26 protein-coding genes are annotated in these 26,110 nt (G+C 56.6%); 12 read left to right on the forward strand and 14 right to left on the reverse strand.

The window, feature by feature from the left end; all coding sequences use genetic code 11:
* The first annotated feature begins 206 nt into the window (after positions 1–206).
* Complete coding sequence (locus Q1L34_RS22665) at positions 207–1,253, forward strand: GGDEF domain-containing protein (RefSeq protein WP_015585190.1); 1,047 nt, start codon at positions 207–209, stop codon at positions 1,251–1,253.
* 112 nt (positions 1,254–1,365) lie between these two features.
* Positions 1,366–2,154 carry a siderophore-iron reductase FhuF gene (fhuF, locus tag Q1L34_RS22670; protein ID WP_004857631.1) on the forward strand — a complete coding sequence of 263 codons (789 nt, stop codon included), beginning with the start codon at positions 1,366–1,368 and terminating at the stop codon, positions 2,152–2,154.
* 43 nt (positions 2,155–2,197) lie between these two features.
* Here fhuF and Q1L34_RS22675 read toward each other — a convergent pair whose 3' ends face one another.
* On the reverse strand, positions 2,198–3,541 hold the full coding sequence (locus tag Q1L34_RS22675; protein ID WP_004857629.1) for a PTS cellobiose transporter subunit IIC: 1,344 nt from the start codon (positions 3,539–3,541) through the stop codon (positions 2,198–2,200).
* 339 nt (positions 3,542–3,880) lie between these two features.
* Here Q1L34_RS22675 and Q1L34_RS22680 point away from each other — a divergent pair, with 339 nt between their 5' ends.
* Positions 3,881–4,339: a YbaK/EbsC family protein gene (locus Q1L34_RS22680; protein WP_004857627.1), complete on the forward strand. Its 459-nt coding sequence runs from the start codon at positions 3,881–3,883 to the stop codon at positions 4,337–4,339.
* A 16-nt stretch (positions 4,340–4,355) separates the two neighbouring features.
* Here Q1L34_RS22680 and bglJ read toward each other — a convergent pair whose 3' ends face one another.
* From bglJ to pobA, 4 genes are all read right to left on the reverse strand, one after another.
* Entirely contained in the window at positions 4,356–5,033 is a 678-nt protein-coding gene (gene bglJ, locus Q1L34_RS22685; protein WP_048024233.1) for a DNA-binding transcriptional activator BglJ, read from the reverse strand.
* Positions 4,982–5,734, reverse strand: a complete 753-nt coding sequence (locus Q1L34_RS22690) for a helix-turn-helix transcriptional regulator (RefSeq protein ID WP_004857623.1) — start codon at positions 5,732–5,734, stop codon at positions 4,982–4,984. The genes bglJ and Q1L34_RS22690 overlap by 52 nt, the downstream gene beginning before the upstream one ends.
* Positions 5,735–5,995: 261 nt before the next feature.
* Positions 5,996–6,865: a helix-turn-helix domain-containing protein gene (locus Q1L34_RS22695; protein ID WP_004857621.1), complete on the reverse strand. Its 870-nt coding sequence runs from the start codon at positions 6,863–6,865 to the stop codon at positions 5,996–5,998.
* A gap of 22 nt (positions 6,866–6,887) precedes the next feature.
* On the reverse strand, positions 6,888–8,072 hold the full coding sequence (pobA, locus tag Q1L34_RS22700) for a 4-hydroxybenzoate 3-monooxygenase (RefSeq protein WP_327204292.1): 1,185 nt from the start codon (positions 8,070–8,072) through the stop codon (positions 6,888–6,890).
* 286 nt (positions 8,073–8,358) lie between these two features.
* Between pobA and Q1L34_RS22705 the strand changes: the two genes are divergently transcribed.
* The 6 genes from Q1L34_RS22705 (at position 8,359) to opgB (ending at position 14,189) form a co-directional block, all read left to right on the forward strand.
* Positions 8,359–9,135, forward strand: a complete 777-nt coding sequence (locus tag Q1L34_RS22705) for a threonine/serine exporter family protein (RefSeq protein WP_015585194.1) — start codon at positions 8,359–8,361, stop codon at positions 9,133–9,135.
* Positions 9,126–9,599: a threonine/serine exporter gene (locus Q1L34_RS22710; RefSeq protein ID WP_004857614.1), complete on the forward strand. Its 474-nt coding sequence runs from the start codon at positions 9,126–9,128 to the stop codon at positions 9,597–9,599. The genes Q1L34_RS22705 and Q1L34_RS22710 overlap by 10 nt, the downstream gene beginning before the upstream one ends.
* A gap of 201 nt (positions 9,600–9,800) precedes the next feature.
* Complete coding sequence (gene dnaT / locus Q1L34_RS22715; protein ID WP_327204293.1) at positions 9,801–10,340, forward strand: primosomal protein DnaT; 540 nt, start codon at positions 9,801–9,803, stop codon at positions 10,338–10,340.
* Positions 10,341–10,342: 2 nt separating this feature from the next.
* Entirely contained in the window at positions 10,343–11,080 is a 738-nt protein-coding gene (dnaC, locus tag Q1L34_RS22720; protein ID WP_015585195.1) for a replicative helicase loader DnaC, read from the forward strand.
* Positions 11,081–11,145: 65 nt separating this feature from the next.
* Positions 11,146–11,640 (forward strand): YjjA family protein, encoded by a 495-nt coding sequence (locus Q1L34_RS22725; protein WP_004857608.1) that lies wholly within the window; start codon positions 11,146–11,148, stop codon positions 11,638–11,640.
* 257 nt (positions 11,641–11,897) lie between these two features.
* Positions 11,898–14,189 carry a phosphatidylglycerol--membrane-oligosaccharide glycerophosphotransferase gene (gene opgB, locus Q1L34_RS22730; RefSeq protein WP_015585196.1) on the forward strand — a complete coding sequence of 764 codons (2,292 nt, stop codon included), beginning with the start codon at positions 11,898–11,900 and terminating at the stop codon, positions 14,187–14,189.
* Positions 14,190–14,240: 51 nt separating this feature from the next.
* Here opgB and Q1L34_RS22735 read toward each other — a convergent pair whose 3' ends face one another.
* Positions 14,241–15,074: a GNAT family N-acetyltransferase gene (locus Q1L34_RS22735; RefSeq protein WP_048024231.1), complete on the reverse strand. Its 834-nt coding sequence runs from the start codon at positions 15,072–15,074 to the stop codon at positions 14,241–14,243.
* A gap of 32 nt (positions 15,075–15,106) precedes the next feature.
* Between Q1L34_RS22735 and Q1L34_RS22740 the strand changes: the two genes are divergently transcribed.
* Complete coding sequence (locus tag Q1L34_RS22740; RefSeq protein WP_004857601.1) at positions 15,107–15,640, forward strand: GNAT family N-acetyltransferase; 534 nt, start codon at positions 15,107–15,109, stop codon at positions 15,638–15,640.
* A 79-nt stretch (positions 15,641–15,719) separates the two neighbouring features.
* The gene (locus tag Q1L34_RS22745; RefSeq protein ID WP_004857599.1) at positions 15,720–16,583 is read left to right on the forward strand and encodes a MurR/RpiR family transcriptional regulator; all 864 of its coding nucleotides are present in this window, start codon (positions 15,720–15,722) and stop codon (positions 16,581–16,583) included.
* Here Q1L34_RS22745 and Q1L34_RS22750 read toward each other — a convergent pair.
* The 5 genes from Q1L34_RS22750 to Q1L34_RS22770 form a co-directional block, all read right to left on the reverse strand.
* Complete coding sequence (locus Q1L34_RS22750; protein ID WP_165458635.1) at positions 16,580–17,179, reverse strand: 2-dehydro-3-deoxy-6-phosphogalactonate aldolase; 600 nt, start codon at positions 17,177–17,179, stop codon at positions 16,580–16,582. The genes Q1L34_RS22745 and Q1L34_RS22750 overlap by 4 nt on opposite strands.
* Positions 17,166–18,038, reverse strand: coding sequence for a 2-dehydro-3-deoxygalactonokinase (locus tag Q1L34_RS22755; protein ID WP_004857596.1), 873 nt, complete (start codon positions 18,036–18,038; stop codon positions 17,166–17,168). The genes Q1L34_RS22750 and Q1L34_RS22755 overlap by 14 nt, the downstream gene beginning before the upstream one ends.
* Positions 18,039–18,048: 10 nt before the next feature.
* Entirely contained in the window at positions 18,049–19,536 is a 1,488-nt protein-coding gene (locus Q1L34_RS22760; RefSeq protein WP_065905786.1) for a sodium:solute symporter family protein, read from the reverse strand.
* Between the two features lie 174 nt (positions 19,537–19,710).
* The gene (locus Q1L34_RS22765; RefSeq protein WP_004857591.1) at positions 19,711–20,103 is read right to left on the reverse strand and encodes a RidA family protein; all 393 of its coding nucleotides are present in this window, start codon (positions 20,101–20,103) and stop codon (positions 19,711–19,713) included.
* A 10-nt stretch (positions 20,104–20,113) separates the two neighbouring features.
* Positions 20,114–21,553 carry an N-acyl-D-amino-acid deacylase family protein gene (locus Q1L34_RS22770; protein ID WP_044351321.1) on the reverse strand — a complete coding sequence of 480 codons (1,440 nt, stop codon included), beginning with the start codon at positions 21,551–21,553 and terminating at the stop codon, positions 20,114–20,116.
* 202 nt (positions 21,554–21,755) lie between these two features.
* On the opposite strand from Q1L34_RS22770, the gene Q1L34_RS22775 reads away from it, so the two are divergent.
* Complete coding sequence (locus tag Q1L34_RS22775) at positions 21,756–22,976, forward strand: amino acid deaminase (protein WP_088883460.1); 1,221 nt, start codon at positions 21,756–21,758, stop codon at positions 22,974–22,976.
* Positions 22,977–23,042: 66 nt separating this feature from the next.
* Here the strand turns inward: Q1L34_RS22775 and Q1L34_RS22780 are convergent, their stop codons facing one another.
* The 3 genes from Q1L34_RS22780 to Q1L34_RS22790 all read right to left on the reverse strand — a co-directional run bounded on the left by Q1L34_RS22780 (position 23,043) and on the right by Q1L34_RS22790 (position 26,105).
* The gene (locus Q1L34_RS22780) at positions 23,043–23,210 is read right to left on the reverse strand and encodes a hypothetical protein (RefSeq protein WP_157721027.1); all 168 of its coding nucleotides are present in this window, start codon (positions 23,208–23,210) and stop codon (positions 23,043–23,045) included.
* A gap of 271 nt (positions 23,211–23,481) precedes the next feature.
* Positions 23,482–24,492 (reverse strand): Ldh family oxidoreductase, encoded by a 1,011-nt coding sequence (locus Q1L34_RS22785; RefSeq protein ID WP_004857585.1) that lies wholly within the window; start codon positions 24,490–24,492, stop codon positions 23,482–23,484.
* Positions 24,493–24,503: 11 nt separating this feature from the next.
* Positions 24,504–26,105, reverse strand: coding sequence for an APC family permease (locus Q1L34_RS22790; RefSeq protein ID WP_004857583.1), 1,602 nt, complete (start codon positions 26,103–26,105; stop codon positions 24,504–24,506).
* Positions 26,106–26,110 lie beyond the last annotated feature (5 nt).

The raw sequence follows: 26,110 nt of genomic DNA on the forward strand, positions 1-26,110 counted from the left end.
GTCATGTTTTGCCCATCAGGATATTTCGTTCTTTACGTTCGGCCTGATGACATAGATTGGTGAAGGTGATAAATTAAACGCGCCGTAGTAATGTATTAAAATATTTGATTATTTCGCAAAAAACCGCACTGTGTGCAGTGCTTTTTATCGTTCATTTTTGGCAGCCATCATTTTGAAATTTAATGACTAATAACGACACGCCCAATATGACTGCACAATCCTGGCAAAAACATTATGATAAAAAATATCAATATTCCTTACGGCTCTTTTTGCTGCTGAATTTTATTTCTGCGGTTTTCTCGCTAATCAGTCCGCTCTATACCCCCGTCAGCTTTACCTTTCCCTGCGCCCTGATCGTTATACTCAGCGCCGCCCTGGCGCTATGGCACTGGAAATTTTCACGGCGTAAAATAAGTATTCCTTTTATTTCTCTGATATTTGGTGTGCTGTGGGCGTCGCATATAACGGAAAAAGCATTGTTACTGCCGGTGCCTCATTTTAACTTTCTGGTCATTGCGTTATTAAGCATATTGTTTATTGGCGCTATCGCATTCCCCAATAATATCATTGCCTTTACCCTGCACTCTTTACCCACGTTTATTGCCTGTCTGTTTCTTGCCGAAGGTGAACAGTGGTTACGTATGTTGTATTGCCTCACGCTCCCCATTGCCGGCATTATGTTGCAGAGCATCATTCAAAAACGCAGCGATGCCTTCACCCAGGGGCTGATGGATAAATTACTGCAGGAACGCAACACCCTGAACGATCTGAGTATGCTGGACCCTCTCACCGGTTTATATAACCGGCGCGGCCTGCAGAACCGCCTGGATACCCTTCTGGCGGTGAGTGACAGTGACCATCATGTGCTGCTGCTGGATATTGACCACTTTAAAGCCTACAACGACCACTATGGTCATATGATGGGCGATCAGGCATTGATTCAGGTCTCCGCTGCGATTCGCAATGCCGTACGATCGCGTGATATCGTCGCGCGCTTTGGCGGTGAAGAGTTTATGGTGCTGTTAACAAACAGCACGGCGGAAGCGGCTTCGCTGGCCGCCGAGCGTATCCGCCAGCAGGTTTACGATTTGAAAATTCCCCATATGTTTAATGAAAGCGTCGCCACCAATGTCACCATTAGTATTGGCATGACGCCCCTCATGGACTCCGATATTGATGGCGCCCTGAAAAGAGCCGATACGGCGCTCTATGAAGCAAAGGGCCAGGGACGCAACATTATCCTCGCCAGCTGATCCCGCCGCCGCGTGGTACAGCGCACGCGACGCAGACAAATATCTTGCCATCGCCCGGACAACTAACTAGTATCACTAATCATTATCATTTAGATTCATATCTGGCGATTTGATGGCTTACCGTTCTGTTTCATTCCGCAATGACATCATCTGGCAGGCTCCGTTGCTGCCGGCCGAAGATGCGTTGGCGAATGCGATTCGGGAAAAAATCACCACCCTTCGTCCCCATCTGCTGGATTTTCTTCGCCTTGATGAAGAGGCCCCGTCTTGCGCATTGACGCTCGCAGAATGGTCAACGCCCACGGTACTCAGCTCTCTGCTGGCAACCTGGTCCGATCATATCTATCGCAACCAGCCGACGATGCCACGTGAACAGAAACCGCTGCTCTCACTTTGGGCGCAATGGTATATCGGCCTGCTAGTGCCACCGCTGATGCTGGCGCTGCTGAGTGAAGAGACCGCCATCAGTGTTGCCCCGGAGCGTTTTCGCGTTGAATTTCATGAAACGGGCCGCGCGGCCTGCTTCTGGATCGATGTCAAAGCAGACTCCTCCGCCAGACCCCATTCGCCGCAAACGCGTATGGAAACGCTGGTGACCCACGCCCTGCTGCCGGTGGTACAGGCGCTGGAAGCGACCGGTGATATCAATGGCAAGCTTATCTGGAGTAATACCGGCTATCTGATCAACTGGTATCTGGGAGAAATGAAAGCGCTGCTGGGGGACGAACAGGTTGCCGCCCTGCGTCAACACTGCTTCTTTGAAAAGCAGTTTGCTGATGGCCAGGACAATCCGCTGTGGCGAACGGTGATTTTGCGGGAAGGATTGCTGGTGCGCCGCACCTGCTGTCAACGTAATCGTCTGCCAGACGTTCTTCAGTGCGGAGACTGCACGCTGAAATAATGCCATTCACGGCGGGCGGCATTCGGGCCGCCCGCCGGTTATCTTATGCTGTCTGCTGACTCTCTTCTTCCAGACGCTGAGCCTCTTCAGCCTCCTGCGCCAACAGCTGTTTCTCATACACCTTAAAGAACGGGAAGTAGATAATCGCGGAGACGCAGGCCAGAATAACCACCAGAATTGCCGCCCGGAAATCCCAGCCCAATGCCCACGCGCCGCCAATGGGCGCCGGAGCCGTCCACGGTACAACTGAAATCACTCGTCCAATCAGATCCAGCTTCATCGCCGCCCAGGCCAATACGGCGTTAACCATCGGTGCCAGCAGGAACGGAATAAAGAAGACCGGGTTCATGACGATAGGCGTGCCGAAAATAACCGGCTCGTTAATATTAAACAGGCTTGGCACGACGCTCAGCCGACCGATTGAACGCAGATGCGCCGACCGGCTGCGCAGATAGCAGAAGACCAGGCCCATTGTGGCGCCAGACCCCCCGATAACAATAAAGAAGGTCCAGAACGCCTCCATAAAGATATGCGGCAGCGGCGCGCCCTGAGCCAGCGCCTGCTGGTTCATCCCGAGGTTAGTCAGCCAGAACATTTGCAGCATGCCAGAGACAATCGCCGCGCCGTGGATCCCGGCGAACCACAGCAGATGGCCGATCAGCACCGCCAGTAAAATCGCCGGCAGCGAGTCCGCTGCGGATACCAGGGGTTTAAAGATGGCCATGATGGCCTGCGGAATAAGCATGTCAAAATGGTGCTGAATAAACAGGCTGAGCGGATAGAGCGTCAACACCACCACCAGCACCGGAATGAGCAGATCAAAGGAGTTTTTGATCATCGGCGGCACCTGATCCGGCAGGCGAATACCGATATTGTGCGCCTTCAGGAAACGCATCATTTCAACGCAGTACACGGCCACCAGAATCGCCGTAAAAATCCCCGTACCGCCGAGGCTATCGACCGGCAGGGTGCCGTTCGTTTTTGGCGCCGCCACCAGCAGAAAAGCCATAATGGACAACATGCTGCACATGAAGGGATCGAGCTGATGGGTCTTCTCATAATGCTTGCCGAGGTTATAAGAGATCGCGGCGCAAATGTAGATAGACATAATGCCCATCGTCATATCAAACGGCGTCAGAATCCGCCCTTCAAACTCTTTCGCCAAATCCAGCCAGGCGCGTGCAAACCCCCAGGTGGTATCAGGCGAAAACGGCGGGTAGGCAAAGACCAGCAGGAATGACCCGACAATCATAAACGGCATTGCCGAGATGAAACCGTCACGGATAGCCATCACGTGGCGCTGCGACGAGATTCGCCCGGCGACAGGGCTTATATAATTTTCTACAAAGCGAAATATCAGATTAAACGCAGCATGGTTAGCAGACATAGCAGCCCTCCTGACAGGCTTTAGATACTGGCCCAACAACGATTATTCTGCCGTTGTGATGAAAGATGTTCTGTGAACGGACAGCCACGCCGGCCATTCCATTCTCTATACTGTTCAAGTCAGCACGATTCATACACGGCTCTTTGTTATATGTGATACAGGGAAGTTACCCATCCAGTATTCATCTGAGCGAGCAGAACAGCAACCGGTTACAGTAACCGGTTACGGTGATTGTGAAGAAGATCCAGAAATTGGAATAATTCCTGATTCTCAATCAACAATATTTACACTCCTCCGGCCTTGTGACAGATTAAATCGGTCATTAATCAGGAGATCCCAATGAGCCTGCAGTCCGTGCGGCAGTTTTTTGCCGAACATGCCCCCGATATCGACATCATCGAGCTAAATCAAAGTACGGCCACCGTTGCCCTGGCAGCCGCCGCGCATCATGTCGAACCCGGGCAAATCGCCAAGACCCTTTCGTTAAAAGTGAAAGAACAGGTCATCCTTGTTGTCGCCAGCGGCAACGCCCGGCTGGATAATAAAAAACTGAAGGACGCATTTGGCGCGAAAGCTCGCATGCTCAGCAGTGATGAGGTCGTGATGTTGACCGGGCATCCGGTGGGCGGCGTGTGTCCTTTCGGGCTGGAAAATCCGCTGGCGATCTACTGCGATATTTCGCTAAAACAGTACCCGGAAGTCTTACCGGCAGCAGGCGCTATCCATAGCGCAGTGCGCATTTCACCGGACAGAATGGCGCAGTTGACCGAAGCGACCTGGATTGATGTTTGCCAGTAGCATACCTGGAGCACGGCTACGCTATCCCTTCCCCCGCAGCGTCCTGGCAGCATGGCGGCGGGAAATGAATCAGAATATCGGCTGCGCTCAGCAGCCCGAGATCGGAGCTGATACCCAGCCTGGCCATCGCATTGCACTTGTGGGCGCGAATGGTTTTGATATTCCGCTCCATCTGCACCGCTATCTCTGACAATGAATAGCCACAGGCTATATAGCGAAGAATTGTTTGCTCCATAGAACTGAGGCGATGACCGTAGAGCGCCTTGCGGCTGGCAGGTTCATTACGGGGGGCTATTTGTTGCTCAAGTAGCCGAAATAGCTGCTCCTGCAGCGTTTCACGGCCGCAGGCTTTATTTAAAACGCCGTGCAGCTGGAATGGCACCAGCTGAGTAATTAAGTCACGCTCTGCTCCGCTATTCGCCAGAATAATTCGCAGAATATTTGGATGGGTATAAGCAGCCTCCTGAAAAAAAAGCAAACTTTCCAGTCGCAGCTGACGATGACCGGAAAGCGAAAAAATAATCGCAGTGACCTGCCTGATATTCATCGTTTGCGTCAATGACTGAACATCTTTGAAAAAATGAATGCTACTATTTTCGTTATAACGATCGTTTAAGATAAAACGAAGCGCCGTCTCCGTCATTACGCACGGTTCGATGACAGCAATGCGTTGCGCTTCGCTACGCTTCTCCATTCCTGCAGCTCTCCATGTTCTGAGTATATATTCAACTCTTTCATCCCTTGTTCACTATTAATCCAGGCATACATCTGCGCATTGCCATTCAAAGATAAACGGCGCATAGCGCTATTTTTTTGCGCGCTAATCGTCTTATTACTTTTTTTCAATAACGAGGCTATTTGATTAATTCCCCAGCCCTTTGCCAGAAGCCGTAAAACCTTGCGCTCAGATAAAGTCAGCGTGCTTATCATCTCCGGGCTCATCGATACCGTATCGGTTGGCGTATTGAGAAAAGTCGCTTTATCATTCGTGACAGACACATCCTCCGGGCGCCTCGCTTCTGCCGCGCATATCGCTGCGCCTAAACGTACCACCGGCGCCATGTCGGAAACTAATGTACTGTTATCACGGACTAAAAATATCTGGGCCGCGCGATCGCTGGCGCGCCCGACAATATAAACCCAGTGAATATCTTTATACTGACTCATTAAAAAACAATAATATTCACAAACTTCCTGAGGCTGGCTGAGGTCACCGGACAGGTCGACAATAACCTGCCGGGTTCGACCCAGTTCGGTTAGCGTGAGCTCCTCCGGCGAACGGCAGCAGCTGAATATATAGTCGGGGAGACATTCACTGGTGATGGTTTTTAAGCCGGACTGCATAACCGGTATTTTGCTGATGATGATGCCGCACTGATCATGTCCTGGTAACATAAACCCTCCGTTTTCTGTAGAAGATTCACGTCTGGCATAAAACAGATGGCCCCCTGGCAACCATAATATTATTTTGCCAGGTGAATCCGTGTCACCCCTGGCGAACGTTTCGGCCTTACGCTCTGTACCAATTTTAGTGTGGGGAATTGCATTGCTGGCCTTAGCAATAAACGACATTAGCATACATAAAGAGCAACAATAAATTAGAAAAAATGAAAGCAGACTTTAGAAAGAATTACGCAAAACCTGTCACATCATATTTTATTTAATTTCATTCCTGAATGTTTTTGGCGATACGCCGCTATAGCGACGAAAAAAACGGGAAAAATAAGTCGCATCTGAAAACCCCAAATAATCAGAAAGTTGAGTCACAGTCATCGTGGTATATTGCAAATTACGCCGCGCCTCCAGCATCAGTCTTTGGTGCAAAACCCCTAAGGCACTGCAGCCATGAAATTCACGACACAAATAATTGAGGTGCGTCGCCGACAGCCCAACCTGGCGGGCGTATTCCGCCAGCGGCAGATGTTCGCGGTAATGACTTTCAATAAGACGAGAGAAATGGCGCATGACGCTGCGCTTTCGTTCCGCTTTCCCTTCGGCGACCGACGTCGGGCGGCACTGCCGGTTCAGCCAAACCAGCAGCGCCCCTAAAAGCGAGTGCAGCATCATTTCCCGGGCATCCAGCTCTTCGCAATACTCTTCCCGTAATGCCGTAAACAGCGCACGGATATGCCCGCGGGAGTGCTTAACGGGCACGCACTGCGGCTGGCCGAGGACATCAAGCTGGCGGCCAAACTGGCGTTCAAAATGGCTGAGCAACGGCAGCGCCAGCGACAGAACATAGCCCTGCGTGCCGGGTGAAAAACGAAACCCATGAATGCACAACGCCGGCACCACCTGAATACAGGATTCGGTCATCACGGTGGTAGTCCCCTCAATTTCGATCTCCGCCCTGCCTTTATGCAAATAGAGCAGCTGCACCATCTCCGCATGCTGATGCATGCGGATATGCCACTCATACAGGCTGCTGCGCTGCAAAATCGACTCGCAGTGCAGGAGATCGGGCGTAGGCCAGTCGCGCTCTTCGCCATACAATTTAAAAACGGGAACGGTATTGGTGGCCTGCATGACAACTCCAGCTGTTGATTCCCTACGCCACAGGCTCCATGGGCAAACCCACATAGTTTTCCGCTATGGTGGTCAACCCGGCGCGCGATCCGAGGTAATAGCGACGGTCCGCCGCCTGCATTTTTTTATCAAACTCGCTTTGCTGCGGAAAATCATGCAGCAGGCGGGTCATAAACCAGCTGAACCGTTCCCCCTTCCACACCCGATCAAGAGCAAAACGAGAATAGCTCGCCAGCAGATCGGTGCGACCGCGGTGATAATACTCCCGCAGAATGCGCCACAAATAGTTCACATCGGAAGCGGCCAGATTCAGCCCTTTTGCTCCGGTCGGCGGCACGATATGCGCCGCATCGCCCACCAGGAACAGCCGCCCGTACTGCATCGGCTCCACCACGTAGCTACGCAGCGGTGCAATGCTTTTCTCAAGTGAGTGACCAGTCACTAACTTGTCAGACAGCTCATCCGGCAGACGGCGTTTCAGCTCATCCCAGAAACGTTGGTCCGACCATGCCTCAACCTTGTCGCTCAGCGGGACCTGCAGATAGTAGCGGCTTCTTGTTAGTGAGCGCTGACTACACAAAACAAATCCCCGCTCATGGTGAGCATAAATCAGCTCCGGGTTGACCGGCGGCGTGTCCGACAGCAGCCCCAGCCAGCCAAACGGCCAGATGCTTTCATACTCTTTAAGAATGTCACGCGGGATGCTTTGTCGCGAGACACCGTGAAAACCATCGCAACCGGCAATAAAATCACACTCTAGGCGGCAGGTTTCCCCGCCGCTGACGAAGGAGACTGACGGCCGATCGCTCTTCGCATCCTGAATCGTCACGTCGCTGACGCCATAAATAACCGGCGCTCCGCAGTCAGCACGCGCCGCCATTAAATCCCGGGTCACTTCGGTCTGGCCGTATACCATCACGCTTTTGCCACCGGTCAGCTCTGTCAGCGCAACCGGTACCCGCTGCCCCTCAAATAAAAACTCAACCCCATGATGCACCAGCCCCTCCGCATCCATGCGCTGCGATACTCCGGCCTCTCGCAGCAGGTCGACGGTACCGCTTTCCAGAATCCCCGCCCGGATGCGCCCCAGCACATATTCCGGCGTTTGCCGCTCGAGAATAACGGTTTCGATCCCGGCTCGATGCAACAGTTGTCCCAGCAGCAGCCCGGAGGGGCCCGCCCCGATAATCGCGACCTGTGTTTTCATAGAATTGCCTCACGCTCGATGGTTAATTATTTGTTTGTTTTTTGTTTAATAAAAGTTCTCTCCTGCATTTTTGATAACCCGGACGAGAAAAAGAAGGCAAAAATCCGTACAAAAAATGCACTTTTCAACAGTTTTAAGAAAGTGTGGCGGAGTTCAAATTCTATTTCGGCCGCCTGCGGCGACTTTTTGCACATTGTTTGATCCGGTCCCCCTCAGAGAAAGCGCGAGTTCAGGTTAAAGTAACAACAGACATGACGGCATCGGATGTGACGGACAGCGGGTATTTATGCAAGCAGATCGGGCAGTTCAGCGCACAATTACGCGACTATGTATTCAGTGTGGACTTTTCTTGTTACAGCATGGCGCAGAGAGCGCGCTGGTTGAGGAGCTCTCGACTCGTCTGGGGCGGGCGCTCGGCATGGACAGCGTTGAAAGCGCCATCTCCTCGAATGCGATTGTGCTCACCACGATTAAAGACGGCGAGTGCCTGACCTCTACGCGTAAAAACATCGATCGCGGCATTAACATGCACGTGGTGACGGAAGTGCAGCATATTGTGATTATGGCCGAGCATAAGCTGCTGGATTATAAAGATGTGGAGAAGCGCTTTACGCAGATTAAGCCGCTGCGCTATCCGCGCTGGCTGGTGGTTCTGATGGTGGGGCTCTCCTGCGCCTGTTTCTGCAAGCTCAACAACGGTGGCTGGGACGGTGCGCTGGTCACCTTCTGCGCCAGCACTATCGCCATGTATATTCGCCAGCTCCTGACCCATCGCTCGATGCATCCGCAGATAAACTTCTGTATCACCGCCTTTGTCGCCACCACCATCTCCGGGCTGATGCTGCGCCTTCCCGCCTTTACCAACACGTCAACGGTGGCGATGGCCGCCAGCGTACTGCTGCTGGTGCCCGGCTTCCCGCTGATTAACGCCGTTGCGGATATGTTTAAAGGGCATATCAATACCGGCCTGGCGCGCTGGGCGCTGGCCAGTCTGCTGACGCTGGCCACCTGCATTGGCGTGGTGATGGCAATGACCATGTGGGGGCTACGCGGATGGGCATAATCTCGTATCTGTGCGCGCTGCTTCAGGATATGGCGCTGTCGGCCATTCCGGCCGCCGGGTTTGCCATGGTGTTTAACGTACCGCAGCGCGCGCTGCGCTGGTGTGCGCTGCTGGGAGCGATCGGCCACGGTTCACGTATGGTGATGATGACCGCAGGATTCAATATTGAATGGGCGACGTTCCTCGCCGCTCTGCTGGTTGGCAGCATCGGCATTCAATGGTCCCGCTGGTACCTGGCGCATCCCAAAATATTCACCGTCGCAGCCGTGATCCCGATGTTCCCCGGTATTTCCGCCTATACGGCGATGATCTCGGCGGTGAAAATCAGCCATTTTGGCTACTCGGAAGAGATGATGATCATGCTGCTGAGTAATTTCCTCAAGGCTTCCTCCATCGTTGGCGCCCTCTCTATCGGTCTTTCCATTCCGGGTCTCTGGCTGTACCGTAAGCGCCCGCGGGTATAGCAGGGATTTGGCCTGACGCTGTGCTACTATAGCCAATGGATTTCAGTTTGCTTTACTGCGACAGTCGCGGGGATCCCGATACGCTGCCTGAAACCAGCGGGTCGGATTAACGCCCGTAGTCAGCAATGAAGCACCTGAAAAACGACAGGTATCCGGGGGCGATTACCCCTCTCTATTGTTGTTCAGAATTGAGATAGTGTTATGTCTTCGCGAATATTAACCACCGATTTTAGCGGCCTGGATGATTTTATTCAGGACCATGCGGCCGTTCTCGCAAAATCGGCCAGCGGCGCGGTTGCCGTTTTTGCTAACAATGCCCCAGCGTTCTACGCGCTCACGCCGGAACGTCTGGCGCAGCTGCTGGAGCTGGAAGCAAAACTGGCTCGCCCCGGCAGCGATGTTGCGCTCGATACGCAGTTTTTCGACGAACCCGGCGCAGCGCCAACCGCTATCCCCGTGGGGAAATTCGCCATGTATGCCGACTGGCAGCCGGACGCTGATTTCCAGCGCATGGCCGCGCTGTGGGGCATCGCCCTCAGCCAACCGGTGACGCCGGAAGAGCTGGCGGCGTTTGTCGCCTACTGGCAGGCGGAAAGCAAAGTCTTTCATCATGTGCAATGGCAGCAAAAGCTGGCGCGCAGCGTACAGATCGGCCGGGCCAGCAACGGCGGCCAGCCGCGGCGCGATGTGAATACGGTCAGCGAACCAGATAGCCATATTCCACGAGGTTTCAGAGGATGAGCATGAAAAACGTTGGCGACCTGATGAAGCGTCTGCAAAAAATGATGCCAGCCCATGTCGAACCGGCGTTTAAAACCGGCGAAGAGCTGCTGGCCTGGCAAAAAGAGCAGGGCAAACTGCGTTCTGAAGCGCTGGAGCGCGAAAACCGCGCCATGAAAATGCAGCGGACGTTTAACCGCTCCGGCATCCGTCCGCTGCACCAGAACTGTTCGTTTGAAAATTATCGGGTCGAGTGCGAAGGCCAGATGAACGCGCTGTCCAGAGCACGCCAGTACGTTGAAGAGTTTGACGGCAACATCGCCAGCTTTATCTTTTCCGGCAAACCCGGCACCGGCAAAAACCATCTGGCTGCCGCCATTTGCAACGAGCTGCTGCTCCGCGGGAAATCGGTATTGATCATCACCGTCGCTGATATTATGTCGGCGATGAAAGAGACGTTTGGCAATCGGGAAACCAGCGAAGAACAGCTCCTTAACGATCTGAGCAAGGTCGATCTGCTGGTGATCGATGAGATCGGGATGCAGACGGAGTCGCGCTACGAGAAAGTGATCATCAACCAGATAGTCGATCGCCGCTCCTCATCAAAGCGCCCGACCGGGATGCTGACCAACAGCAACATGGACGAGATGAACAAGCTGCTCGGCGAGCGCGTCATGGATCGTATGCGTCTTGGCAACAGCCTGTGGGTCATCTTCAACTGGGACAGCTATCGTCATCGGGTCACCGGTAAAGAGTATTAAGATATTTCCGAACTCTGCCGGGGTTATACTGCAGAAATGCTTAAGTAACCATGATGAGTACACTGATGAAATCTGCAAAATTCTTATTCCGCACCGCCTTGATTGCCGGCGTTTTTTTTGCCGCCGGCGCCCACGCAGCCTCCTGGCAGGACTCTCTTTCCAGCGCCGCCAGCCAGCTTAGCAGCCAGAGCGGCTCTCAGGAAAGCGGCGCCCTGTCGATGTCTTCGCTGACCAGCCTGCTGAACGGTGGCAGTCAGTCCCTGACCGCCAGCAGCATGAACAATGCCGCCGGGATTATGTCCTACTGCGCCAAACAAAAACTGGCCTCGGTCACCAACACGGAAAACGTCAAAAATCAGGTTCTGGATAAACTCGGCCTCAGCACGCCGGAAAAACAGAAAGAGGACACCAGCTATCTGGAAGGGTTGCAGGGGCTTCTGAGCAATAATAGCGGTCAGCAGCTGAACCTCAACACGCTCGGCAGCAGCCCGCTGGCGGAGAAAGTGAAAACCAAAGCCTGCGATCTGGTTTTAAAACAGGGCGTTAACTTCCTCTCCTGATTTTTTTCACTGACGCCGCGTTTAACGCCTTAGCGCTGTTAACGCGGCTCCAGCCATGATTTTCGTCATTCTTCAGCACACGATCCTCGTTGTTCAGGGATGTGACCCCGATCAAAAACGACCATTTCTAAACCAATTCTGAACTACTGCACAGTTTCATGACTCTACAATTGCAGCCATATGGCACTGCAATTACAGTGTAGCGTGGAAAATAGTCTATCCTGCCAGCGGTCAACTGGCGCTAATGAGGATGAATTGTGTCAGAGTTGTTATCCATCGCCTTGTTCCTCACCTCGGTGGTGATTTATGCCTTAAAAGCCGGTCGTAACACCTGGTGGTTTGCCGCCACATTAACGGTGCTGGGGCTGTTTGTGGTGCTTAATATTACCCTCTATGCCAGCGACTACTTCACCGGGGACGGTATTAACGACGCGGTCCTCTATACGTTGACCAACAGCCTGACCGGGGCCGGCGTCAGTAAATACATTCTTCCCGGCGTCGGGCTGGTAGCGGCGCTGGTGACCGTATTCAGCGCGCTGGGATGGGTGTTGCGCCGTCGCCGCCACCATCCTCATCATTTCGGCTACAGCCTGCTGGCGCTGGTTCTGGCGCTGGCCTCCGTGGATGCCAGCCCGGCGTTTCGTCAAATCAGCGAACTGGTCAAATCGCAGTCCCGCGACGGCGATCCCGATTTTATCGCCTATTACAAAGAGCCGGCGAAGAGCATTCCGAACCCGAAGCTGAACCTGGTCTATATCTACGGGGAAAGCCTCGAACGTACCTATTTTGATAACGACGCCTTTCCCGATCTGACGCCCGAACTCGGCAAACTAAAAAACGAAGGCCTCGATTTCAGCAACACCACCCAGCTTCCGGGTACCGATTACACCATCGCTGGCATGGTGGCTTCCCAGTGCGGTATTCCTCTGTTTGCGCCGTTTGAAGGCAACGCCTCCGCCTCGGTCTCCAGCTTCTTCCCGCAGAATATCTGCCTCGGCGACATTCTGAAAAACTCCGGCTATGAAAACTATTTCGTACAGGGCGCCAACCTGCGTTTCGCCGGCAAAGATGTGTTCCTGAAATCACACGGTTTTGACTACCTGTACGGCGCTGAAGAGCTGAAAACCACGGTTGCCGACCCCGCTTACCGCAATGACTGGGGCTTCTACGATGACACCGTTCTGGATGAAACCTGGAAAAAATTCGAAGAACTTTCTCAATCCGGCAAACGCTTCTCGCTCTTTGCGCTGACGGTCGACACCCATCATCCGGACGGTTTTATCTCCCGCACCTGCCAGCGTAAAAGCTATGATATCGGCGGGAAAAAGAATCTCTCCTTTAGCGCGGTCACCTGTAGTCAGGAGCATATCGCGGCATTGATTGAGAAAATCAAAGCCTCTCCGTATTTCAAAAATACGGTCATCGTGGTCTCTTCCGATCATCTGGCGATGAAAAACACCGCCTGGGACTATCTCAACAAACAGGATCGCAGCAACCTGTTCTTTGTTCTGCGCGGCGACCAGCCGCAGCAGGAGACGCTGGCCGTGAAGCGCAACACCATGGACAACGGCGCCACGGTGCTGGACATCCTTGGCGGCGATAACTTTATTGGTCTGGGCCGCAGCAGCCTGTCCGGGCAATCGCTGTCCGGTATTTTCATGAATATGAAAGAGAAAGTGCTGGCCTGGAAACCGGATATCATCCGCCTGTGGAACTTCCCGAAAGAGATGAAAAACTTCACCATCGACAGCCAAAAGAACACGATCTCATTCTCCGGCAGCCATTTCCGCCTCCCGCTGCTGCTGCGGGTATCCGATAAACGCGTTGAGCCGCTGCCGGAGAGTGAATATTCCGCCCCGCTGCGCTTCCAGCTGGCCGATTTTGCCCCACGGGATAACTTCGTGTGGATCGATCGCTGCTACAAAATGGGCCAGCTGTGGTCCTCTGAGCTGGCGCTCTCCACCGACTGGTGCGTTTCCCAGGGCCAGCTCGGCGGCGAACAGAAGGTGCAGCATGTTGATAAGCCCCGGTGGCAGGGAAAAACGGCGTTTAAAGATACCGTTATCGATATGCAGCGCTACAAAGGCAACGTCGATACCCTGAAGATCGTCGATAACGATATTCGTTACAAAGCCGACAGCTTTGTCTTTAACGTTGCCGGCGCGCCGGAAGAGGTCAGGCAGTTCAGCGGGATCTCCCGCCCGGAATCGTGGGGCCGCTGGTCTAACGCCCAGCTCGGCAGCGAGGTGAAGATTGAATATAAAGAGCCGCTACCGGAAAAATTCGATCTGGTGATTACCGCCAAAGCCTACGGGCCGAACGCCAATAAACCGATCCCGGTCCGCGTGGGCAACAGCGAACAAATCCTCACCCTGGCCAACGAGGTTTCCACCACCACTCTGCATTTCGACAATCCGTCGCGCAGCGATACGTTGATTATCGTTCCGCCGGATCCGCAGTCCACCAACGAAGGGAATATCCTTGGCCACGCGCCGCGTCAGCTGGGAATCGGCATGGTGGATCTTAAAGTGGTAAAAAGCGACGGTTAACGCTGCCGCGCCCCGGCTCATGACCTGAACCGGGGCGCCTTCACGCATTCGCTAGCATTCGGCAGGCGGTAACCCGCTGAACTCCACGCACATCTCATACTGCTTCAGCGCCAGGGTCGCATACCCTGCTGCGCTAAACAGCGGCGTAAATGATTCGGGAATGATCACCGAAGTACTCAGGCCAGGGAACTGGCGGGCCAGCGCCCTCAGCATCTCATGCGCCAGCCCGCGGCCGCGAACGGAGGGCTCAACCCACAAAAACTGTAGCTGCGGCGTGGAGGTTAAGGTTGCCAGCACGGCAAAAGCCTGCTGGTTCAGAGTGAGCGCCCGGCATGGCAGCGTGGCGAAGGTCAACGGATCCATCAGCCACGGCAGACGACCGTTGATCTCCGCTCCGGCTCTGCGCAACAGAGGGAGCACATCCCCCTCTTCCAGCACCGCCGCGGTATCCTCCGCCCGGGTACTGACAAATCCGCACAGCCCATGATGTACAACAAAGCCTAAAGACTGGTACAGCGCCACCGCCGCATAGTTTTCGCGGATCACCTCCAGCCACATTCGCCGCACGCCCTGCTTCCGCAGCGAGGCCATGAGCGGCGTCATCAGCCGACGGCCCATGCCTTTGCCGCGCCAGGCCGGACGCACCGCAAAAGCCGCCAGTCTCGCCTCATCGCCGCGCCGGGCCACGATGGCGATTGCCGCCGGCGTCCCGCCATCCAGCCAGACGCAGGAGTCGAGCAGGCTCAGTCCCTCGGAACCGAAGCGCTGAACGAACACCGCCACCGGCAGTGAAACCGGCACCAGGTAATCTTCAAAACAGTCGCTGAGGATCGTGCTTAACTGCTCGCTGCTAAAACCGGTAGCTGGGACGGCTATCAATGCCATGCATTTCTCCCGAAAATTGCTATGCTGAAGCGATGAAAAATAACACTATAACCGCCGCAACGACTTTTCGCCTGACTCAGGAGAACGACATTCCTCTCCTGCCCGCGATTGAGCGCTCGGCGGCCCAGTCTTTTCGCCAGATTCCGGCGCTGGCCTGGCTGGCGGAAAGCGAAGTCATAAGCCCCGAGCGCCACCGCCTGTTTCTTGAAACTGACCATAGCCTGCTGGCCGTGGCCGATAAACGACCGATAGGCTTCCTGCTGACCGAACCGCTGGACGATGCCCTGTTTATCGTCGAGATCGCCGTTCATCAGGCGTGGCAGGGGCGAGGCATTGGCCGCATGATGCTGGAGCAGGTCATTGAGAGCGCCCGGCAGGCGGCGTATCCGGCGGTCACCCTCACCACCTTTCGCGACGTGCCGTGGAATGCGCCGTTTTATACTCGCCTGGGGTTTTCAATGCTGAGCGAGCTAAGGCTGCCGGCGGGACTGGCGGCAAAAAGGGCGCTGGAAACGGAACACGGTCTGCCGCCGGAAACGCGCTGCGCCATGCGCCTGACGCTGTAAGTCGTCTCCGGCCAGGGCTGTGTTTATGGGGTGAATATGGTACAAAGTATCATGCTAATTTTACCGTCTGGTACTCCCTATGGCCTACTCGATCGATATCATTTCCTGCATCACCGATCGCTTTCTCGAACTGACCGTCACCGAAAAGCGCATCGCCCAGTTTATCCTCGATGATGTCGCCGCGGCGGCAGAGTTACCCATCGCCGAAATCGCCCGTTTGACCAACACCAGCCAGGCTTCGGTGACCCGTTTCGCCCGGGCGTTGGGGTGCAAAGATGTCCGTGAGCTGAAGATGAAGCTCGCGCAGTCTCTGGCTGTCGGTCAGCGCTTTATTCTCGATGTGCCGGATCTCGAAGGCGTGCAGGGCATTTACGAATCCATCATCGGCGTGCTGGAAACCAACCGCCGGGCGCTGGATATTGAGGCGCTGAAGCGCGCCGTCTCCTGGCTGAGCGACGCGCGGCAAATTCTGGCCATCGGCATGGGCGGCGGTTCAACCATCTGCGCCCAGGAGATCCAGTACCGCCTGTTCCGCCTCGGCCTGCCGGTCGTCAGTCAGAACGACGGCCTGCTGGTACGGATGATGAGCTCCGCCGTGACGCCAAAAGACGTGGTGATCGTCCTGTCGCTCGGAGGATATACCAAAGAGATGATTGAAAGCGCGGCTATCGCCAGGCAGTACGGCGCGAAAGTGATTGCAATTACGCCAGCGGGAACGCCGCTGGCCGATCAGGCGGACCTCGTCTTACCGCTGCTGGTACGCGAAAACGACTATATCTTCAAACCCAGCACGTCCCGTTATGCCATGCTGGCGATGGTGGATGTGCTGGCCACCGAACTGGCGATGGCCAACAAACCGCAGGCGAAAGATCGGCTGCGCCGTATCAAGCTGGCGCTCGACAGCCACCGCGGCGGCGTCGACCGTCAGCCGCTGGGTGATTAAACCAGGCTTGCAGCGATAAAGCGTCTGGCCTGCTCCCGGGTCTGTTCCGGCGGCTGCCCGGGGCGATAGAGATCGCTGCCTAATCCCGCCCCCGAACAGCCGGCCTGCACCCAGGTTGCCAGGTTTTCCGGCGTCACGCCGCCAACCGCCAGCACCGGCACGTCAGGCGGCAGCACCGCCTTAAGAGCACGAATATAGTCCGGGCCAAAGCTGGATGAAGGGAAAATCTTCAGCCACTGTGCCCCGGCCTCCAGCGCGCTAAAGGCCTCTGTCGCGGTGGCGCAGCCGGCACAAACCAGCATCCCCTGCTCGACCGCCCGGCAAATCACCGCCGGCTGCGTATTGGGCGTCACGATCAGCTTCGCCCCGGCCTGCGCCAGGATATCAACCTGCCCGACGTTAAGCACCGTCCCTGCGCCAATCACCGCCCGGGCGCCGAACTGCGCCACCATCTGCGGAATACTGCGCTGCCACTCCGGCGAGTTGAGCGGGATTTCGATATAGCGAAAGCCGGCGTCAATCAGTATCTCAATATGCTCCGCCGCCTCTTGCGGACCAATGCCGCGCAAAATCGCGACCAGTTTAAACGTGTTCATGGATAATCCTCGCGATGCCGCGCAGAAATGCCTCATCCCCGCGACAGCTGTTGACCGTCACTCCGTGGGCCGCCATCGCCCGACGATAGCGTTCATTTAGCGCCGGTTCCCCCACCAGCGTGATGTGCGTCGCGCGGTAGCGTTCGCGGAGCGCCGCCACCTCCGCGCCAATCAGGAGACCTGAGAGATAGTCGCTGACCGATGCCGGCGACAGCGCGCCCAGTATCCGCGCGGCGCGGGCGCCGAACAGGTCAACCACCAGCGACGGCGCCTCCCTCCCCTTTTCCAGCCCAAGGGTAAATGCCGCCTCATCCGCCTGCTGGTCGGGAAGCTGTTTACCGATCAGCGACTGGCTAAGCAGCAGATGATGCAGCTCTCCGGTCATCGCGGTGGCGAAGTGGCGCACCACGCCCTGTTCAACCTGCACCCATTTACAGTGCGTACCCGGCATCACGTAGCACGTCGCCGGCGCTATCTGCGATGCGCCAAGCAGCTGCGTCTCCTCCCCGCGCATCACGTTGTAATCCCCGCGCTGTTCTACCTTAAGGCCGGGAACAATCCACACGCCGTCAGCAACGGCAAACAGCTGACGCCCCGGTTCATCAATCGCCGCCGGGCAGGCCAGGTAGGGCACCGCCTGCCAGCCCGCATCGCTACCGATCATTCCGGCCATGACTACCGGTAGCTCCGCGGCTGCGCGCCACGGCGTCAGATACCGGTGGAAAACCTCCGCCGGCGATTGTCCGTTGAGCCGCGAGACCCCGAGAGGAAGCTGCATTGTCTCCACGCATTTTCCGTCGCGAACCAGCCAGCCGCGCAGCTGTGTCGAGCCCCAGTCGACGGCAATATAGCTCTTCATTACGCCTCCCTTAGCTCTGCGACGGATGGCGTTTGCCAATCGGCAGCGACGGTGCCGCCGGACGGCTTTCACGTTCGCGGGTAATCATCTCCAGCGCCTCTTCCCGGCTCATGCTGCTGGCCGGCGTGATCAACGTCACCACCACCGACGCGACCAGGCTGGTGAGCACCGACGGGATACACGGATTGCCCCAGAAGGCCAGCCAGTCGCTGTTCATCAGCACTGCCACCGATGCCCCAGCCCCACCAGCCAGAGCGGCTACCGCCCCCTGCCAGTTAAAGCGCGTCCAGAAACGGCCGAGCATGGTGCAGATGAACATGCCGGACATGATCATCGAGATCATTTTGGTGATGTAGCTGATGATGTCGTTAGAGGTCAGCGCAAACACCAGCGCCAGGGCAATAACCAGCACGAGGAACATTCGCGACAGACGAATCGCTTTCTCCGGCGCGGGCATATGGCCGGTCACAAGGGTATAGAGGTCGCGCAGCATAATAGACACCGCGGCAATCGCATCAGAGCTGCCGGAGGACATATTGGCCGACATCCCGGCAATCAGGATCGCCATCGCCAGCACCGGCGGCAGCACCTGAGTGGCAAACAGGAAGGCAAAACCGCTGTTTTCGAGGTTCGCATTCATGGTCCACACCGCCATGCCGATAATCGCCGGCAGGAAGGAGAAACCGAGGTATAGCAGTCCGGTGATGGTGAAGGACTGGCGCACGGAGGAGACGGTTTTCGCCGAGTAGATACGCTGACGATAGGACGGCGTCGCCAGGACGCCCACGCCAATGACGATCGCCAGCGAGAGCGCGGGCAGCACCCCGAGTTTATCGACGGCAAACAGGCTCTGTGCTGCCGGGTCGACGGCCTGCTGAATATGGCTCCAGCCGCCCACGTGCTGGACGGCAAAAATCGCCATCAAAATAAAACCCACGAACAGCACAATCGATTGAACCGTATCGATCCAGACGACCGCGGAATAGCCGCCAATACCGACATAAACCACAAATGCCAGCGCGATAATGACTTTGGCGACATTAATATCAATACCGCTGGCCCATGCCAGATAGAGCCCGCCACCTAATATATGCGCGCCAAGCCAGCCAATTGAGGCAATAAAAATAAGGATCGCTACCAGGTTTTTAATAATTTTACTGCCACCGGTATAATAGGACATCTCTTCGCTCATAGTCATAAAGCGAAATTTACGTACCGGCGCAAATAACCACGCGACCAGTAAAATGCCCACCGCGCCGCCGAGGCCATACAGCATCCCCGCCCAGCCGTTGCTGTAGCCAAAGCCCACTGCACCCACGCTCGAACCGGTGCCGACCATGGTGCCCACCGTCGAACCCAGCGTCAGAAACATCGGCAGAGAGCGGCCGCCCAGTAAAAAATCATCACCGTTTTTTTGCTTGCGAGAAACATACCAACCTAAGGTAATCATGGCGCAGGCATAAACAGAAAACCAAATCAGGAATGACATATTATTCATTGCTCACATCCAGGCGTAATAAATAATATTCGTACCGCTGAATATTATGAGTTAATCGTAACGATGCCAGAAAAAAGGCAAAGCAACCCTGCTCGCGCCGATTGATGGAGTCAATTTGGCACGATTGTCACATTTTTATGGGTCACTCCCCACCCGGCGGTGGGGAATTCTTATTTACACGCGAGCGACGTTATAGCAGGTCACATCCACTTCGACTTTACAATCCACCACCAGATCGGCAACGCAACAAATGCGTGCGGGGGGATTCTCAGCAAAGAACTCGCGGAACACTTTATTGAATGACTGGAAATAGCGTGAGTCGGTCAGAATCACTTTCACATGCACCACATCCGCCAGGCTGTAGCCTGCTTCGGTCATGATATCGACGCAGTTCTGAATCGCCAGCCGCGACTGCTCAACAATGCCGCCTTCTACCACTTCTCCGTTTTTCATCGGCGTCTGGCCGGAGACATACAGCCAGCCCCCGGCTTCAACCGCCCGCGCGAAGGGCAGATGCTGCCCGCCGGTTCCGGTCCCGCCTTCAACGCCATAACGTTTGATACTCATATTCCGCTCCTTAGTCCATCTGGCGACGCAGGAAACGCCCTGCCCGCCCGGTAATTTTTTTATCGCTGCCGTAGCTCATGATGCCGTTCACCATCACCGCCTCGATCCCTTCCGCAGGCTGTTTCGGATCGGAGAAGCTGGCCACATCACGCACCGTCAGCGGATCGAACAGCACCAGATCGGCAAAATAACCGACTTTCACCAGCCCGCGCTGCGCCAGCCGGAAGCGCGCTGCCGACAGGCCGGTCATTTTGTGAATCGCCGTGGTCAGCGGAAACAGCTGCTCATCACGGCTGTAATGGCCAAGCACCCGGGGAAAAGCGCCCCATAAACGCGGATGCGGCATCGGGTCGTTGGGCAACCCATCGGAGCCGATCATCGTGACGGGATAACGCATCACCCGCCGGACATCCTGCTCATCCATGTTGTAGTAGATAGCCCCGGCAGGCATCAGCTGCGCCGCCGCCTCATGCAGGCTCATCTGCCACGCATCGGCAATCTGCTTAAGCGTTTTTCCCGCCTGTTCCGGCCGGGATTCCGACCAGGTGATCACAATATCGAACTCATCGGTGACCTGTTTCATATCCAGCGTTGAGGAGCTGGCGGAATACGGGTAGCAGTCGCAGGCAATCTCCTGGCGCTGGCGCATCTCATCGAAGAAGGCCAGCGTCTCCCGCGTGCGTCCCCAGTTCTTTGCCCCGGCGCATTTATGATGTGAAACCACCACCGGGACGTTGCCGTGACGCCCGATGCGGAACGCTTCGTCGAGAGCATCCAGAATAGGTTCAAATTCAGAACGCAGATGGGTCGTATAAATGCCCTTCTCCGCCGCCAGCTCTTCCGCCAGCGCCATCACCTCTTCGGTGGTGGACTGGAAAGCGCTGGCATAGGCCAACCCGGTGCTCAGGCCAAGCGCTCCCTGGCGTAACGCATCGCGCAGCTGGACGCGCATCCCGGCAATCTCGCTCTCCGTTGCCGGACGGAACAGATCGTCCATATGGTTATTACGCAGCGCGGTATGACCAATCAGCGTCCCGACGTTGAGCGACGGCCGGGCCGCTTCCACAGCGTGCGCGTATGCTTCAACGGTGGGATAGATAAACTGCGCCTGTTCACCCAGCAGGTTCATCGGATCAGGAACGTCGCCGCGCATTGTCGCCATCGCCGCGCTGATCCCGCAATTCCCGACAATAACCGTCGTCACGCCCTGGCTCAGTTTTGGCAGATACTCCGGAATACGAATGACGTTGATATCGTCATGGGTATGCACATCAATAAACCCCGGCGCCAGCACGCGCCCCTCGCCGTCAATCTCGCGGTCAGCCGCCACATTCAACGCCGGCGCGATGTCGACAATACGATCGCCCTTCACCGCCACGTCGCCGCGATACTGCGGTCCGCCGCTTCCATCAATCACCGTGACGTTCTTGAAAAGCCAGTCAACCTTCATTTGCAATTACTCCCTTTCGACTATGCCGACAAGTTAACCATTTACAAGGTGGAAAAACAGTGGAAAACTACGCAAAACCCAGATCATTTTGTGATACTTTTATTCACAACGGATAATATTTAAGTATTAAAACAATTAATATCAACAAGTTATATATGATACCCATCTGAAACCCGTACCTGAACCTTTAAAGGATAGTGTTATGAAATACCACTCCGATACGCTTGTCCCGCATAAATCCGCCGTCATGGCCTGCCCGGCCAACCTGCTGGCTGAAGAGGTCTGCCTGCCCGCGGCGCTGGTGAAAAAAACAGCGCTGGAAAATAACATTGCCTGGATGCAGCGCTATGCCGATACCCGCGGCGTCTCGCTGGCGCCGCACGGGAAAACGACGATGACGCCATGGATTTTTCAGGCCCAGCAGCGGGCGGGAGCATGGGGTATCGGGGTGGGAAGCGCCTGGCAGGCCAGCGCAGCGATGGCCAGCGGAATTGAGCGCGTCTTAATGGTCAATCAGCTGGTCGGTCAGGCCAACATGCAGGTGGTTTCACAACTGAAGGCCCATTACCGGGCGGTGGATTTTATCTGCTGCGTGGATAGCCTGGCGAATGCCCGCACTCTGTCGGCGTTCTTCAGCGCGCGCCAGCAAACGCTGGACGTTCTCATTGAGCTGGGCGTTCCCGGCGGGCGCTGCGGCTGCCGGAGCGTGGACGCGGCGCTGGCGCTGGCCCAGGAGGTCGCCACGCTACCGGGCCTGACGCTTCGCGGGCTGGAACTGTACGAAGGGGTGCTGCACGGCGACGATCCGCAGCCGCAGGTTGAAGCGCTGCTGCGTCAGGCCGCCGGGCTCGCCTGCCAGATGGCGCCGTTGGTTGAGGGTGAGTTTATTCTGACCGGCGCGGGGACCGTCTGGTATGACGTGGTGTGCAACGTGTGGCTGGCCGCACAGAAGCCGGATCGCTGCCGGGTGGTGATCCGACCGGGCTGTTACATCACTCATGATGTGGGGATCTATGAGATTGCCCGGCAGGAGCTGATCGCCCGCGATCCGATCGCCTGCGATCTCGGCGGCGACCTGACCTCTGCGCTGGAGCTGATGGCGATGGTGCAGTCGGTCCCGGAGGCGGATCGCGCGGTGGTCAATTTCGGCAAGCGCGACTGCGCCTTCGATGCCGGACTCCCACAGCCTGTCGCCCACTATCGCCACGGCAAAGCATTACCTCTGCAGGCCGACGAGATAGTCAGCGTCGGGATTATGGATCAGCACTGCATGCTGCGCCTGGCGCCGGGCTGCGATGTGCAGGTCGGCGATATTGTGCTGTTTGGCACCTCTCATCCGTGTCTGACCTTCGATAAGTGGAAAACCCTGCTGCTGGTGGATGACGAGTACCACGTGCTCGAGGAGCTGGACACCTTGTTCTGATGACGTTTACGGTTAGCGGCTGACGTCTTATTCGGTTGCCAGAAACCGCCGCTCTCTGTCGCCCCGTCAAGCACAACGCCGCCGGGGAAACCGCCGCTCTCCTGTCGCCCCGGCAAGCACAACGCCGCCGGGGAAACCGCCGCTCTCCTGTCCCCCGGTAAGCACAACGCCGCCGGGGAAACCGCCGCTCTCCTGTCGCCCCGGTAAGCGTAGCGCCACCGGGGAAACCGCCACTCTCTGTCGCCCCGGCAAGCACAACGCCGCCGGGGAAACCGCCGCTCTCCTGTCGCCCCGGTAAGCACAACGCCACCGGGGAAACCGCCGCTCTCCTGTCCCCCGGTAAGCACAACGCCGCCGGGGAAACCGCCGCTCTCCTGTAGCCCCGGTAAGCGTAGCGCCACCGGGGAAACCGCCGCTCTCCTGTCGCCCCGGCAAGCACAACGCCGCCGGGGAAACCGCCGCTCTCCTGTCGCCCAAGGCCCCGATAACTCCGCGGGCGGTTCAACTACTCGCTCAACGCGGAAATCTCATCAAACAACGAACGGCTAATGGTGACGCCCTGGCATTCACTCTCCTGGCGGCAGAGATAGCGCCGTTCGCCCGGGAGTCTCGCCCCTTGCGCCTGCATGCTGTTAAACAGCGTCTCCGCGCGAGCCAGATGTGCATCAGCCTCCGCACCGAGGAACCGCTGCGGATCCAGCGCCAGAATCAGCTCGCCGCCGTAGGGTAGCCCGCCCGCGCCACCGTCCCACGCCAGCGATTCCGCGCTGGTCATGTCGCCAATCAGCGGCCCGGCAAGCAGCTCGACCATCGCCGCCAGCGCCGATCCTTTATAGCCACCAAAGGTCAGCATCGCCCCGGCCAGCACCGCTCCGGCGTCCGTAGTCGGCTGGCCCTGACGATCAATCCCCCATCCTTCCGGTAACGCTTTCCCGGCACGTTGATGCAGTTGAATCTCGCCGCGCGCCGCCACGCTGGTGGCCATATCAAAAATAAACGGCGGCTTATCCCCCCGCGGCCAGCCAAAGGCGACAGGATTGGTGCCAAACAGCGGCAGGCTGCCGCCTGCAGGCGCCACCCATGCATGGCCCGGCGTGCAGGCCAGCCCGACCAGGCCGGCATCCGTCAACGGTTCGATATCGGCAAACAGCGCCGAAAAATGCACGCAGCGGTTGATGGCCAGCGCGGCGATACCGCTGCGGCGCGCCTTCTCCACCAGCAGCGGCAGCGCCCGCTCAAACGCCAGCAGCGAAAACGCGCCGCCGGCATCGACGCGCACAATCCCCGGCGCCCGATCGTCAATCTGCGGTTCGGCATCCGGGGAGACCTTACCTTTACGCAGGGTGTCCACGATCCCCAGTAGCCGCCACAGGCCGTGGGAAGCGCAGCCATCACGCTCCCCGCCGGTGACGTTGCGCGCTACCGCCGCCGCGTGATCCTCGCTGAATCCATTAGCGCTCAGCGCCCGCATCGCCAGCGCATAAGCTTCGGGTAACGACAGGGTTACCGTTTCCATGACCTTCTCCTCTACTCTTCTTCGTCTCCGCTAAAATTAGCCTGGGGGAGACAGCTGCGCGCGCCCCAGTAATAAATTCCCAGCGACATCACCGCTACCAGCACCGTATCCCAGGGGTGAGCTATCTCATTAGTACCACCAAAACTGCCCAACCAGGAAAAGAGCATGATCAGCGCATAGAAGACGATCAGCCACAGCGAGGATTTCACCTGTTGCGCCAGGCTGACGGTATGTACCGGCACTTTGCCTTTGCACAGGATGTAGACCACAAACATGACGATTTGCAGCCCCAGCAGCCAGGAGAGCGTGGTCCAGCCGGACCAGTAGACGATCAGCGCGGAGATCATAAACGACACCGGCCCAATAATCGCGAACGCCCGCACGCGGAAGGGACGCGGCAGATCCGGCGCGTTACGGCGCAGCCCTGCGGCGGTCACCGGCGCGATCGCATAGCTCAACACCAGCGCGGCCGAGACCACGCTGATCAGCTGCTCCCAGGAGGGGAACGGCAGCGTCCAGAAGATGGACAGACCGAAGGTCAACCACAGGGCCGGACGCGGAATGCCGGACTCTTTATCAATGTGGGTAAAGGCTTTAAAAAAGGTTCCGGCTTTCGCCCAGCCGTAGATAACGCGCGGCGTGGCGTTCATGTAAATATTGCCGGTGCCGCTCGGGGAGATGATCGCGTCGCTAATCACCATAAAGGCCAGCCAGCCCATACCGAGAGTGATAGCGATATCGCGATACGGCAGCGAGAACTGTTTACTCACTTCCGCCCAGCCGCCGCTTAACATTTCCGTCGGAATGCTGCCGAGAAACGCCAGCTGCAGCAGCACATAGATAATGGTCGATAGCACCACCGACAGAATCAGCGCCACCGGGATCGTGCGCTGCGGATGCTGAACCTCGCTGGCAACGGAAATAATCGGCGTCAGCCCCAGATAGGCAAAGATAATCCCGCCGGCGCTGATCGCCGCTTCCACCCCGGACATCCCAAACGGCGCAATCCCCTGAGTATGCAGGTTTTCCGGCTTAAAGAAGGTGAACAGGGTAATCACTACCAGCAGCGGCACCAGAAACTTCAGCACGCTGATAAAGTTATTCGAGCGGGCAAAGGTTTTGACGCTGTAGTAGTTAAGCGCAAAGAAAAAGCACAGCAGCAGGAACTGCACCACCCAGCCCAGCAGAGTCGGCGAGCTGGATCCCGGCTGGGTCAGCGCCGGGAACCAGGCGGCGGCATACTGACGGGCGGCGACAATTTCGATAGAAATCAGGCTTGAGAAGGCAATCAGCGTAATAAAGCCGAGCAGATACCCCATCAGCTCACCGTGCGAAAAGACCGGATAACGGATAATCCCCCCTGCGCGCGGCAGCGCCGCCCCCAGTTCGCAGTAAACGATGCCCAGCAGCAAAACCGCAAAGCCGCCGATCACCCAGGAGGCGATCCCGGCGGGCCCGGCAATCGACGCGACGTGGCTGGCGGCAAAGAGCCAGCCGGAACCAAAAATCGCCCCCAGGCCAATAAACGTCAGATCGGTTAAGGTCAGCTGCTTTTTAAACTTACCCGACTCAGCAACGCGGGTTTGACTGTTATGCGTAGTGTGAATAGTCATCGTGA

The sequence above is a fragment of the Klebsiella ornithinolytica genome (assembly GCF_030505655.1).
GTDB classification, from domain to species: Bacteria; Pseudomonadota; Gammaproteobacteria; order Enterobacterales; family Enterobacteriaceae; genus Klebsiella; species Klebsiella ornithinolytica.

Excerpts from the sequence above, each read along its gene's own strand:
- fhuF (WP_004857631.1), top strand. The coding sequence starts at position 1,366 with ATGGCTTACCGTTCTGTTTCATTCCGCAATGACATCATCTGGCAGGCT.
- Q1L34_RS22790 (WP_004857583.1), bottom strand. The coding sequence starts at position 26,105 with ATGACTATTCACACTACGCATAACAGTCAAACCCGCGTTGCTGAGTCG.
- Q1L34_RS22785 (WP_004857585.1), bottom strand. The coding sequence starts at position 24,492 with ATGGAAACGGTAACCCTGTCGTTACCCGAAGCTTATGCGCTGGCGATG.
- Q1L34_RS22675 (WP_004857629.1), bottom strand. The coding sequence starts at position 3,541 with ATGTCTGCTAACCATGCTGCGTTTAATCTGATATTTCGCTTTGTAGAA.
- Q1L34_RS22705 (WP_015585194.1), top strand. The coding sequence starts at position 8,359 with ATGCAAGCAGATCGGGCAGTTCAGCGCACAATTACGCGACTATGTATT.
- pobA (WP_327204292.1), bottom strand. The coding sequence starts at position 8,072 with ATGAAAACACAGGTCGCGATTATCGGGGCGGGCCCCTCCGGGCTGCTG.
- Q1L34_RS22735 (WP_048024231.1), bottom strand. The coding sequence starts at position 15,074 with ATGGCATTGATAGCCGTCCCAGCTACCGGTTTTAGCAGCGAGCAGTTA.
- Q1L34_RS22760 (WP_065905786.1), bottom strand. The coding sequence starts at position 19,536 with ATGAATAATATGTCATTCCTGATTTGGTTTTCTGTTTATGCCTGCGCC.
- Q1L34_RS22665 (WP_015585190.1), top strand. The coding sequence starts at position 207 with ATGACTGCACAATCCTGGCAAAAACATTATGATAAAAAATATCAATAT.
- Q1L34_RS22690 (WP_004857623.1), bottom strand. The coding sequence starts at position 5,734 with ATGTTACCAGGACATGATCAGTGCGGCATCATCATCAGCAAAATACCG.
- Q1L34_RS22755 (WP_004857596.1), bottom strand. The coding sequence starts at position 18,038 with ATGAAGAGCTATATTGCCGTCGACTGGGGCTCGACACAGCTGCGCGGC.
- Q1L34_RS22775 (WP_088883460.1), top strand. The coding sequence starts at position 21,756 with ATGAAATACCACTCCGATACGCTTGTCCCGCATAAATCCGCCGTCATG.
- Q1L34_RS22770 (WP_044351321.1), bottom strand. The coding sequence starts at position 21,553 with ATGAAGGTTGACTGGCTTTTCAAGAACGTCACGGTGATTGATGGAAGC.
- bglJ (WP_048024233.1), bottom strand. The coding sequence starts at position 5,033 with ATGGAGAAGCGTAGCGAAGCGCAACGCATTGCTGTCATCGAACCGTGC.
- Q1L34_RS22725 (WP_004857608.1), top strand. The coding sequence starts at position 11,146 with ATGAAATCTGCAAAATTCTTATTCCGCACCGCCTTGATTGCCGGCGTT.
- Q1L34_RS22750 (WP_165458635.1), bottom strand. The coding sequence starts at position 17,179 with ATGAACACGTTTAAACTGGTCGCGATTTTGCGCGGCATTGGTCCGCAA.
- Q1L34_RS22695 (WP_004857621.1), bottom strand. The coding sequence starts at position 6,865 with ATGCAGGCCACCAATACCGTTCCCGTTTTTAAATTGTATGGCGAAGAG.
- Q1L34_RS22745 (WP_004857599.1), top strand. The coding sequence starts at position 15,720 with ATGGCCTACTCGATCGATATCATTTCCTGCATCACCGATCGCTTTCTC.
- Q1L34_RS22765 (WP_004857591.1), bottom strand. The coding sequence starts at position 20,103 with ATGAGTATCAAACGTTATGGCGTTGAAGGCGGGACCGGAACCGGCGGG.
- dnaC (WP_015585195.1), top strand. The coding sequence starts at position 10,343 with ATGAAAAACGTTGGCGACCTGATGAAGCGTCTGCAAAAAATGATGCCA.
- Q1L34_RS22740 (WP_004857601.1), top strand. The coding sequence starts at position 15,107 with ATGAAAAATAACACTATAACCGCCGCAACGACTTTTCGCCTGACTCAG.
- dnaT (WP_327204293.1), top strand. The coding sequence starts at position 9,801 with ATGTCTTCGCGAATATTAACCACCGATTTTAGCGGCCTGGATGATTTT.
- Q1L34_RS22680 (WP_004857627.1), top strand. The coding sequence starts at position 3,881 with ATGAGCCTGCAGTCCGTGCGGCAGTTTTTTGCCGAACATGCCCCCGAT.
- Q1L34_RS22710 (WP_004857614.1), top strand. The coding sequence starts at position 9,126 with ATGGGCATAATCTCGTATCTGTGCGCGCTGCTTCAGGATATGGCGCTG.